The 11,417-nt window shown below is 52.8% G+C and carries 6 protein-coding genes and 1 pseudogene; 5 read left to right on the forward strand and 2 right to left on the reverse strand.

Features of this window, described 5'->3' with window-relative positions:
• Positions 1-34: 34 nt before the first annotated feature.
• Complete coding sequence (locus GOB58_RS11365; RefSeq protein WP_265793032.1) at positions 35-1,147, reverse strand: lysophospholipid acyltransferase family protein; 1,113 nt, start codon at positions 1,145-1,147, stop codon at positions 35-37.
• Positions 1,148-1,421: 274 nt separating this feature from the next.
• Here GOB58_RS11365 and GOB58_RS11370 point away from each other — a divergent pair, with 274 nt between their 5' ends.
• From GOB58_RS11370 to GOB58_RS11390, 5 genes are all read left to right on the forward strand, one after another.
• The gene (locus GOB58_RS11370; protein WP_265793034.1) at positions 1,422-3,368 is read left to right on the forward strand and encodes an autotransporter assembly complex protein TamA; all 1,947 of its coding nucleotides are present in this window, start codon (positions 1,422-1,424) and stop codon (positions 3,366-3,368) included.
• Positions 3,368-7,633, forward strand: a complete 4,266-nt coding sequence (locus GOB58_RS11375; RefSeq protein WP_173560254.1) for a translocation/assembly module TamB domain-containing protein — start codon at positions 3,368-3,370, stop codon at positions 7,631-7,633. Before GOB58_RS11370 ends, GOB58_RS11375 begins: the two co-directional genes overlap by 1 nt.
• A 297-nt stretch (positions 7,634-7,930) precedes the next feature.
• Positions 7,931-9,313, forward strand: a complete 1,383-nt coding sequence (locus GOB58_RS11380) for a family 2B encapsulin nanocompartment shell protein (RefSeq protein ID WP_173560255.1) — start codon at positions 7,931-7,933, stop codon at positions 9,311-9,313.
• Positions 9,297-10,889: a cysteine desulfurase gene (locus GOB58_RS11385; protein WP_173560256.1), complete on the forward strand. Its 1,593-nt coding sequence runs from the start codon at positions 9,297-9,299 to the stop codon at positions 10,887-10,889. The genes GOB58_RS11380 and GOB58_RS11385 overlap by 17 nt, the downstream gene beginning before the upstream one ends.
• A 1-nt stretch (position 10,890) precedes the next feature.
• Complete coding sequence (locus GOB58_RS11390) at positions 10,891-11,304, forward strand: YeeE/YedE family protein (RefSeq protein ID WP_173560257.1); 414 nt, start codon at positions 10,891-10,893, stop codon at positions 11,302-11,304.
• 15 nt (positions 11,305-11,319) lie between these two features.
• Here GOB58_RS11390 and GOB58_RS11395 read toward each other — a convergent pair.
• Positions 11,320-11,417, reverse strand: a pseudogene (locus tag GOB58_RS11395) (IS5/IS1182 family transposase); the annotation flags it as partial.

Below are 11,417 nucleotides of genomic sequence, written 5' to 3' on the forward strand. Positions count from 1 at the left end.
ATAATGTGCCGGAGATTTTTTGTTATGATGTGTCTTAATGGCGGCGTGTCTTCTGGCGGCTTGCACTGAGACGCCGACTCATTTTGTCGAGCTTTCCTGCCAGCCCGCGCAGTGTGTCGCGGGGCAGAGACGTCGGGGCGTGCTTTGCCGGCTCGGGTGCTGCATCGGGGTTGTTTTGTCTCAGATATGCAGCCCCCTGTGCAACGGCCTTCCATGTGGCCTGGGCAAGGGCTTTGCGGCTCGGGTAAAGCTCAGGGTCCAGAGGTTCGTGGAAAATAACGCTGGCCCGTGCCTGTTTCCATTGCGTCAGCTGCCACAGGTGCGGGCCAAGCTCCATCTCTGCATACCATGCAAAGACGGGCCGTTTCAGGCGCTGTACGGGCAGGCCGTTGAGCTGATCATAGACAAGGGAAACAGGTTGTATGATAGGGGTCATACCCGGGGCAAATGTTGCGCCGGAGAGGGGCGGTGCGCCATTCGTTTTTGCGCTGCCACGCAGCTGAGGTGGTTTGGCAATTGCAAAAAAGGTGGACATGAAAGGCAGAACCCGTGAACCGTCTGAAGATGTTCCTTCAGGGAACAGCACCATATTGTTGCCTTCGTTCAGGGAGCTGAACATTTCGTCGCTTTCACGTCCGGTAGAACTGCGGTTGCGACTGACAAAAATTGTTTCGCCAATTCTGGCAATCAGCCCCATTCCGGGCCAGCCCAGAATATCACTCTTGGCAACGAAAACTGTGGGCAACACTTTGCCAAGCACCAGTACATCAAGCCATGAAGAGTGGTTTGAGATGTAGATGACCGGTCGCTCGCCTCTTTTTCTGGCTCTCCTGCCTCCTGTTGTGCCGGCTCTGTGCCCTATGGTCCGGACGCGGATGCCGAGCAGACGGCAGAGCGTGCTGAAAATGACACGGCTCCACCTGATTTTAGCGGTGCCGGGAACCCGCAGCAGAAGCGCCCGGAAAGCAACAGAACCCGGGATCCACACAGATATGGCGACCAGACGCCTGGCGCTGCGTACACGCTGCTGAAGCACGCACAAACGTTCCACCCATCGGGGGAGAGGGGAGAGAGACCCCGGGGGCGCAGCATCTGAATAATCGGAGCTGAGCGGGCGATGAGATGAGCGAGCGCGGCGTTTAGTCACAGATGATAACCTGTCCGACAAAAGAGGAACAGAACATGATATACAGGCGGCATGACATATTTCCATACATAACGCGAACTTACACTTTTGGAAATCGTGTATGTACGCAGCAACGACGTGTTCCGATGTTCTGATGAAAGGATATTCAGGGCAGAAAGCGTGTTTCGCCCTGTTTTTGTCATGCTGACAGGGTATAAGTGTGAAACGATAAAAATATTATGAGTACAAACAGGTGAAAGAGGCGGAGCGTGACAGGGCGGTCGGGAAGCAATCAGTGAGTTGGAAACAATGTTGTGTTCAGAAGTTACAGCTCCTTGCGGCGAATCGTGTTCTGGCGGGCCTCTCGTTCATGCTGTTGTACCCGGGTAATGCAGCAAGAGCAGCTGACCCTCAGCCTTATACTGTCAGTCTGACCTCTACAGGTGATGCCGGGCTGGATGCAGCTCTTAATGCATCCTCCAACCTGGTCAGTCTCGAGAATACAAATCCGGTTGGCCCGTTTGCACTGGCCGGGCGTATTCGCGGTGACTATGAGCGGCTTCAGGTTGCCCTGGAAAGTTACGGTTATTACGGCGGCAAAATTATTATTACCCTTCACCGTGCCAAAGGGGCTGATGCTCCTGAGATTGATGGTGAGTCTTCCTCAGTTGCATCGTGGATTGATACGGTTCCGGTAAAAGAAAAAATCTCAGTTAATATTTCGGCACAGAGAGGGCCGCTTTTTCATTTGGGGCGTATCAGTGTCATTGAACCCCCTTCTGGTAAGGAGCTGCATCTTACCGCAGTGCAGGAGAAGGCTTTTGATCTGCACACAGGTATGCCTGCTGTCGCCAGTCAGGTGCTGGGGGCTCAGGGCCGCTTAACCCAGCTTCTGATGGAAGAGGGGCATGCGCTGGCGACGATAGCGGCACCAAAGGCATATTTGCACCCTGAAAGCCATACTCTGGATATTGTTTATGATGTTGTGCCCGGTCCGGTTCTGAATATTGGTATGATCACCCTGAGCGGACTGAAACATACAAACCCCTCTTTCATACGTCGTCGTCTGACTATACATCCCGGCCAGCTTTATCAGCCCGGCAAGATCGATGCCGCGCGTCAGGACCTTGTTAATCTGGGTATTTTCTCAAATGTTGCTGTCCGAGATGCCTCACAAAAAGCGGTAGCTGGCACAATGCCGCTTGATTTTCACTTTGCTGAAGCAAAACGTCATCAGATTGGTGCTGAAGCAGGTTACTCAACAGATCTGGGTATACGCGGCGGGGTGAACTGGACACATTATAACCTGTTCGGTAATGCAGAGAGACTTAAGATTGCCGCCCTTGTTGCGGGTATCGGTGCGTCAGCTCAGCAGGGGCTGGGCTATGATTTCTATGCGGATTTTCTTAAACCTGATTTTTTTGGTGACCGGCGTAATCTGAGTGTGCGTGTTGAAGGGCTGAAGCAGCTTTTCTGGTCTTATCGTCAGACCGCTCTGCTGGCACGCGTGGGCGTGGCGCAACAGCTTGGCAAGCACTGGAATCTTAATTATGGCGTGGCTGGCATTCAGGAGAAAGTCGAGCAGTTTGGCGTAACGCGTAACTATACAATCGCGTCTCTGCCAATATCAGCTTCGTTTGATAATACGGGTGTATCAAATCCGATTATACCGGCCACTCATGGTTTCAGGCTCAATATGGGGGCAACACCTTCTTTGTCTTTGGGGAGCAAAGGTGTAGGCACCTCGTTGTTTACCATTTTTAATGCAACAGCTTCTACCTATTTTGATCTGGCTAATTTTGGTATCAGCCAGCCGGGGCGCAGTGTGTTTGCCTTCCGGGCCACGCTGGGTACTATTCAGGGAGCCGGTACTTATGACATTCCGCCAGATCAGCGGTTATATGCCGGTGGCAGTGCGACCGTGCGAGGGTATCGCTGGCAGGGTGTCGGACCTCAGTATGGCAGAACACGTTACGCTATAGGTGGTACGTCGCTTGATGCCGGTACGATCGAGTACAGGCAGCGTGTGCTTTCAAGCTTTGGTTTTGCAGGCTTTATCGACGCTGGTCAGGTTGGCAGCAACAGCGCACCCTTTGTTGGCACAGTACGGGTAGGTACCGGCGGAGGGCTTCGTTATTACACGCCTATTGGCCCTGTGCGTCTTGATATTGGTGTGCCGCTTAACCGGCCCCCGCGCGGCAGCCGGTGGCAGCTTTATATCGGTCTGGGAGAAACATTCTGATGTCAGCGCAAGGTCATGAGGCGCGTTCAGTGCGCCGTTCGTTCCTGCGTCTCTCCGGGCGTATTGCTGCGTATGCGGGCGCAGGTATCCTGGCGCTTTTTATCTTTGTGCTGGCTGTTATTCTGATAGGGGCAAATACCGGCGCGGGGCGCCGCCTTATCATGCAGCAAACGGCTTCGCTGACAGGCGACACTGTTCTTCTCAGCGGGCTTGAGGGGCGGTTCCCTGATAACCTGCGCCTTGAAAAAATTGAGATCAAAGATGCTCAGGGTGTCTGGTTAAAGCTGACACATCTGCACCTTAACTGGTCTCCTCTGGCTCTGGTAAGTCGCACAGCAAAGGTTTACACAGCCACGGCCGATCAGCTCGATATCCCGCGACTGCCTGTTTCTGATGGCAGCACCTCAGAAAGCTCAGATACGCCATACAATCTTGGCATTAAAATAGACATACAGAGCCTGGCTCTGACGCGTATAAATGTGGGTGCGGCTCTTGCAGGGCAGGCTGCCAGTTTTGGCTTGCAGGGGCATGCCCGTTTATCCTCTCTCGATGCTGTGCTGAACGGATTATCGCTTAAACATCTGCCTTCTTCAGTAATTGACCTGCATGTTAATCGGCTTGATCAGGTCGGGCAGGTTAACCTTATGACGACAACCGATGACGGCAAACTTGCGCTGCATCTGGATGCTCACGAGGATAATGAAGGTTTTACGGCGAAGCTCCTTAAACTGCCGCAACTCACGCCGTTGTCCGTGGTAGCGGATATGAAGGGACGCACAACGGCTGAAGCGCTTACGCTTAATGTCGGGGCGGGGCCGGTTACGCTGAAAGGTGAGGGTACACTGGACCTTGTCACAAAGCGTTTTGTCTCCCTCCAGGCCGGGCTCGATGCCCCGCAGATGACCCTGCGCCCTGATATTGGCTGGGGTGGTATTCATCTTGACGCGCAGCTTCAGGGCGACATGATGGCGCCTGATGGTCATGCTACTCTGGAAGTGGACCGTCTGGCCGCCGCAGGAGCCGGGGCTGGCACGCTCAGGGTCGATTTTTCAGGGCAGACTGGTCATAAAGGTCAGGAAGATCTTTTGCATCTTTTACTGACAGCTCAGGGTATTCGCCTGCCAGGGCCGGCACCTCTGCTTCTTGCATCTGCGCCTTTGCGTCTTGATGCCAGCCTGCACCCGGGTGAATCTGGTAAACCGCTGGACTTTGATCTTTCTCACCCTCTGCTGCACCTGAACGGGCATGTTATGGTTGCGGCCCCGCAAAAAGGCACGCTGACACTTGCGCTGCCCGACCTGAAACCTCTGGCGCAGATTGCTAAAACTCCGCTGGAGGGGCATGCCGGGGTTGATGCAGGGTTTGCTCTGCCTGCAAGCCCGGAGGGTGACACACATATTAATGCCAAAGGCCAGCTTGCTGTTACAGGCGGGCAGGCGCAGGCAGTCGGGCTGATCGGGTCTGAAGGCACTTTTGCCCTGGATACGATTTTAAGGTCGTTCAAACAGGCCGTGTCTGAGAAAACGGAGGAGAAACCTCACGTTAAAGCCGATAAGCAGAAGGTTGCGACAACGCAGGTTAAAGAGGGCACACAGGTTGATGTGCAACATTTTTCTCTTGACGGACAGGCCCTTCACCTGACGGCTCAGGGGCTGGTGAACCTGGGGCAGGACATGAAGGTAACGGCCAGCCTTGCTCTGACTGACCTGAAAAAAATTCTGCCTTCACTGCGTGGTGCTCTTAAGCTGGACCTTAATACCGAAGGGCCGATGGATGATTTTGGGGCCGGTATTCATCTTGAGGGCACTCCAGGTACCGCTACAATGCCACCGGGGCCGGTTACACTTGATGCCCGGCTGGCACATTTACCTTCAGCTCCTGAGGGTACACTGACGGCACAGGGTTCGGTAGATAAAGCACCTCTCCTGCTCGATGCAGCATTTTCTCAGGCTGCTGACGGCGTGCGTGAGCTGCATCTTAACAAACTCTCCTGGAACAGCCTTCAGGGTAAAGGGGATCTGTCTCTGCCACAGGGCGCAGTCCTTCCACTGGGTGACCTGACATTAAAAATAGACCGCCTGGCAGATTTCAGAAATATGACCGGCCAGCAGATTACGGGTACCATTGCAGCCGGTGTGCAGACCACGCAGGAGGGGGCAGCTCCGCGAGTAGCGCTGAAGGTCAATGGCCACGTTACCATGCCGCAGGTTACGGTTGGTAATCTGTCTCTTGCCGGCTCAGTACTTGACCCTGTGCAGCACCCTGATGCTGATTTGACGTTAAAACTCTCAGGGCTGGCGGCCAGTGGTGTAACAGGGCAGGCTGCTGTGACAGCAAAAGGGCCTGAAAATGCCATGCTGATTACGGCCCTTGTGGGGCCGGCCAGCTGGTCCAAAAGCCCTCTCGCGCTTGATGTTTCGAGTGTGCTTAACCTGCCGGCAAAGCAGGTGCGTATTCAGAGATTATCAGCAACAGCAAAAGAGGAAACACTGAAGCTTCAGGCACCGGTGCAGGTTTCATTTGGTGATGAGGTCGGGGTAGACCGCCTGCGTGCGATACTTACAACACCGGGCGCAAGCCCTGCTACGATTGATGTTGCCGGGCGCGTAAAACCTAAAATTGCGATGACGGCAAATATTCAGCATCTGACACCGGCCCTCGCGCATCCCTTTATGCCTTCTTTGCATGCGCAGGGTGATATAGCCCTTTCTGCTGTCGTGAACGGAATGCCCGGTAATCTGGCAGGGCGCGCTCAGCTGACAGGGCGTGACCTGCGCCTGCAGGGGAGCTCAGCCCTGGCGTCGCTTCCCGCTCTGGCAATTGATGCGAAAGCAGAAATGGCCGGCGATGGCGCGCATGTTACGCTTACAACCTCAGCGGGATCAAAATTTCAGCTTGGCCTTACAGGTACCGCACCGCTCTCATCGACTGGTCCGGTTGATATGAGGGCGAACGGAAGGCTTGATTTGTCTATCGCTAATGGTGTGCTAGGCGCACAGGGGCGTGAAGCCCGGGGCGTGATGCAGCTTGATATGCGTGTGGCCGGACGCTTACCATCACCTGTCGTGACAGGCGCAATTGATTTACAAAAGGCTGAATTTCAGGACTTCGCACAAGGTGTACGCCTGTCTGATATAAACGGCCGTATTGTCGGTGAGAAAGACCATATTGTTATTCAGAGCCTGACCGCTAAAGCTGGCAAAGGGACAATAGGCGTTGCAGGTTCGGCCGGGGTGCTCGCTCCGGGTATGCCGGTTGATGTGCGTATTACGGCAAAGAATGCCAGTCCGGTTGCGAGCGACCTGCTTACGGCTGCGTTTAATGCTGATATTGCGATTAAAGGGCAGGCGACGACACGTATCGATGTTGACGGTAACGTTAACCTGCAAAAAGTAAATGTGAATATTCCCAGTTCACTGCCAACCTCCGTTGCACAGCTTGATGTTATTCGTCCAGGCCAGCAGGTAGCAGCACCGGCAGAGCATACGGAAGAAGCTCATGCGGTTGTTATCGGTCTTGACCTCCAGGTTATATCACCGGGTATGTTTTATGTGCGAGGTCATGGTCTTGATGCAGAGATGGCAGGTAATCTGCTGATTAAAGGTACGGCGAGCAACCCGAATATTACCGGTGGTTTTGACCTTAAGCGTGGTAACTTTGATCTGGCTGGTATTTCCCTCAATTTTACGCGCGGTCGTGTTGCATTCAATGGCAGTGGGGTGAGTCATAAGCTTGACCCCACTCTTAATTTTGAAGCTGACAGGTCGGTGCAGGGGCGTGTGGCGATGCTGAAGGTTGAAGGCTATGCCAGTGAGCCAAGAATTAGCTTTTCATCGACCCCTGAACTGCCGCAGGATCAGGTGCTTGCCTTGTTACTTTTCGGGACAGATGGTCACGCTTTGTCCTCCGCGCAGATGATTGAGCTGGGTGCGGCGCTGGCGACGCTGAGTGGTGTGACCACTTTTGACCCTATGGGTATGCTGCGTAAAACGTTAGGTCTTGATCGCCTGGCTATTGGCGGCGGTTCGGGGGTTGGTAATGGTGGTACCACCGTTGAGGCCGGAAAATACGTGATGAAGGGTGTATATGTTGGTGCCAAGCAGTCAACTTCAGGCGCAGGTACTCAGGCTCAGGTGCAGGTTGACCTTACAAAACACCTTAAGCTTAATACGACAGTTGGTACCGGCGGGAACGTAACAGGCTTTACTACCCCGGAAAATGATCCGGGCAGTAGTGTTGGTCTGTTGTGGGAGTATCGTTATTAGTTATAACTTCGCTTCACTGATGTGTGGAGCGAAGTCAATATTGCCAGCTATCGGTCTGAATATATATAATTTACTTATTTATATATCTGAAAATAAGTATTCGCCACTTTTGTTTTATTGACATTTTGTAATAATATACTACGCTCATGTAAAGAATCCGGATTTAAAATAATCTGGTAAATAAAGGGAGCGAAAAAATTGGTTTATCCGGTTCGTCCTGAGAGTCGATGTTGCTGATTGATTAATATAAATATTCATTAATCTGAAATCTATTTAAAAGTACAGGGTTTTTAGATCATGACGGAAATACATCCTGCAGCCTCAGCAGGAGCTTCAGCACTTGATCGTAACCTGTCTGCCAGACAGCTTTCGACAGCACATGTTACGCAGGTTCAGAATCTCGAACGTACTCCACGCTGGCTGCATCGCCTTTTGCCGTGGGTGAATGTTGGTGGTGGCGTGTTTCGTGTTAACAGACGCCGCATTATCTCCCCGTGGTTTGCTGGCGTTGTTTTTAGCGGAACCGGCGACAGGCTTCACCCGACGTCAGAAAGCCTTGCTGTGTTTCCGGGCTTTTCAGCTCAGAAGCATGCGGAAATTGAGAAAGTTGTGCAGGCTTTTAAAACCCGTAATATTGCTGCGGGTGAAGAGTTTTCTGTTGATAATGGCAGCCTGCTGATTGTTGCCGAAGGTCAGGTGCAGCAAAAGATAAAGGCTGCGCAGGGGCGTTATATCCGGCATCTGCTGCTGGCGCCGGGGCAGAGTGACCTTGTCAGGCATAATGAAAAATATGGTGTGCTGATTGCTGTGGGTGAGACGAAAGTCGTTACGCTTTCACCTGATACCGTTCACGAGCACCCCTGGCTGGCAGAGACATTCAGTCATTTCGGGCATGGTAATATAGGTGCATCCGGCATTAACCAGTATGGTGAGGCTGCGGTTCAGGTTCTCTCAAGCGTTGATGGTGAGCCCAGGCTGCCGACAACTTTTGTTGATTATCAGGACCGCCCGCGTGAGTATTACCTCCATTCTTTACAGACAGTCCTGCGTACGCACACACGTGTCACAGATCTTTACAGTAATGAGTTTGATCAGCTGCGTGAGCAGGTAAGGGTAGTCATAGATGTTATTCGTGAGCGCGAGGAGTGGGAGCTGCTGAATAACCCTGAATTTGGGTTGATGCGCGAAACAGCAGTTGCACAGCGTATCCCGACACGGAGTGGCCCGCCGACACCGGATGATCTGGATGAGCTGATTAGTAAGGTCTGGAAAAAGCCGGCTTTCTTCCTGGCTCACCCTAAAGCAATAGCTGCGTTTGGTCGTGAAGCCACGCGTCGCGGTGTGCCGCCACCAACAGTAACGTTATTTGGCTCACCTTTCCTTACGTGGCGTGGTATCCCGCTGGTGCCATCTGATAAAATTCCGGTTTCTGAAGCGGGTGAGACAAGCATTCTCCTGCTCCGTGTGGGTGAAGAAGAGCAGGGCGTTATCGGATTGCATAACACCGGTATTACCGGTGAAGTCGAGCCTGGTCTTTCTGTACGCTATAGTGGCACAGATCAGTATTCTGTCGCGTCACACCTGATTACACGTTACTTCTCAGCTGCTGTTCTGGTTGAAGACGCTATTGCCCGGCTCGATAACGTGTTGATTGGAAACTATTATGACTACACGACCTGATGTTGATAATGCACCGGGTCTTAAAGCGCATCAAAATCTTATAGCGCAGGCTCTGAAAGATGTGCTGAGCGAGGGGGCTGTCAAAACGGCCTCCACCGCTCATTCTTCCCCGGTTACGTCGCCTTTGCCAGTGGTTTCGGGGGCAGAGGCTTCGGTTTATGAGCCTGTGTGGTCTCGTACACCGGTTTCTGCGCCGGCTGATAATGAACTGAATAATTTTTCAGAGGAAACAGTCTCTCCGTTTTTTACCGGTCATTTTTCTGTGCCGGGAAGCTTACTTAAAAATGAACCTTTACCTGAAAATCTGCCGTATTTTCTGCGGGGGCAGCAGGCACAGGCAGCTGTCCGGGAAACAACCCTGACGCCGTATGATATCGGGCATATCAGAAACGATTTCCCGGTGCTTCATCAGTCTGTTAACGGGCATAAGCTGGTGTGGCTGGATAACGCGGCAACAACCCAGAAGCCACGCACTGTTATTGATGCAACATCGCGTTTTTACGAGCATGATAATTCAAACATCCATCGTGCGGCCCATACACTGGCTGCACGCTCGACGGATGCTTTTGAAGGAGCGCGTGAGAAGCTGCAGCGCTTTATTGGTGCGCGTGAAGCCGCAGAAATTGTTTTTGTCAGAGGGACGACAGAAGCCATAAATCTCGTTGCCCAAAGTTATGGGCATGCGAATATTGGGGCTGGTGATGAAATTTTAATCACAACAATTGAGCACCACGCCAATATTGTGCCATGGCAGCTCCTGGCAAAACAGACCGGTGCTGTTTTGCGTGTTGCTCCGGTCAATGACAGAGGTGAGCTGCTGATGGATCAGTTTGCATCGCTTCTTTCTGGTCGTACAAAAATTGTTGCGGTGACGCATGTGGCAAATGCTCTGGGCACAATTAACCCAGTTGAGCAGATTATTGCTCTTTCGCACGCTTATGGTGTGCCGGCTCTGGTCGATGCAGCACAGTCCTCGCCGCATCTGCCGTTAAATGTTGCTGCCCTGGACGCTGATTTCCTGGTGCTCTCAGGCCACAAAATTTATGGGCCAACCGGCATTGGTATTCTTTATGGCAAACGCTCTTTGTTAGAGGCGATGCCCCCATGGCAGGGGGGCGGGCATATGATACGCGACGTGACATTTGGTCATACAGAGTTTCAGGGGCTGCCTGAGAAATTTGAAGCCGGTACGCCTGATATTGCCGGTGCAGTCGGGCTGGGTGCGGCAGTTGATTATCTTGAGCAGATTGGTTTGCCTGCTATTGCTGCGCACGAACATGCCTTGCTGGAATATGCGACAGCAGAGTTTGCACGTCTGCCGGGAGTGAGAATTATCGGTACGGCTGCGGCAAAGGCCAGTGTTCTGTCCTTTGTTGTTAAGGGTTATGATGTGACAGATGTGGCAAAATATCTTGACCAGCACGGCATCGCTGCGCGTTCTGGTCATCATTGTGCGCAGCCGGCGCTCAGGCGTTTTGGTGTGGAGGCAACAGTAAGAGCATCTTTCGGGCTGTATAACAGTTTTGAAGATGTCGATGCTCTGGTCTCGACATTAAGAAAGCTCGTCAGACAGTAATATGACGTTAGCCATTCTCAGTGCGCTTGGCGGCGGTATCCTGATCGGGGGTGCCGCCGTTTTTATGAAAGCTGCGACAGGGCATATTCCCGGTGTTAGTGGCATTATGGGGCGCGCGATCATCTCGCCTCCGGCTCTCTGGTGCTGGGCTTTTCTCGCCGGTATTGTCGGTTCAGGTGTGATGGCCCGGTTTGTCTGGGGGTGGAGTGTGCCTGTTTCCTTCAGTCAGTCGGGCTGGCCGCGGCTCATGCTTTCAGGTGTGCTGGTTGGTGTGGGTACCAAGCTTGCCAGAGGGTGCACGAGTGGTCACGGGGTTTGTGGGCTGGGGAATTTGTCAGGTCGATCTCTGATCGCTGTTTTATGTTTTATGGTGACAGCAGGCCTTGTTGTCTTTGCACGACATTACACAGGTTGAAACTAGGCTCAGGACTCATTCTTTGAGATAGAAGATGAAGCTTGCAGCGATGTGGATTGCGGACATGAAGGTATGAGCGCAGCGGTCGTATCGTGTTGCCACACGTCGCCAGT

Origin of the sequence: Acetobacter thailandicus (assembly GCF_011516655.1) — a bacterium.
Taxonomy (GTDB): Bacteria; Pseudomonadota; Alphaproteobacteria; order Acetobacterales; family Acetobacteraceae; genus Acetobacter; species Acetobacter thailandicus.

Bases quoted from the DNA above. Each gene is read 5' to 3' on its own strand.
- GOB58_RS11390 (WP_173560257.1), top strand. From the start codon at position 10,891: ATGACGTTAGCCATTCTCAGTGCGCTTGGCGGCGGTATCCTGATCGGG.
- GOB58_RS11380 (WP_173560255.1), top strand. From the start codon at position 7,931: ATGACGGAAATACATCCTGCAGCCTCAGCAGGAGCTTCAGCACTTGAT.
- GOB58_RS11385 (WP_173560256.1), top strand. From the start codon at position 9,297: ATGACTACACGACCTGATGTTGATAATGCACCGGGTCTTAAAGCGCAT.
- GOB58_RS11375 (WP_173560254.1), top strand. From the start codon at position 3,368: ATGTCAGCGCAAGGTCATGAGGCGCGTTCAGTGCGCCGTTCGTTCCTG.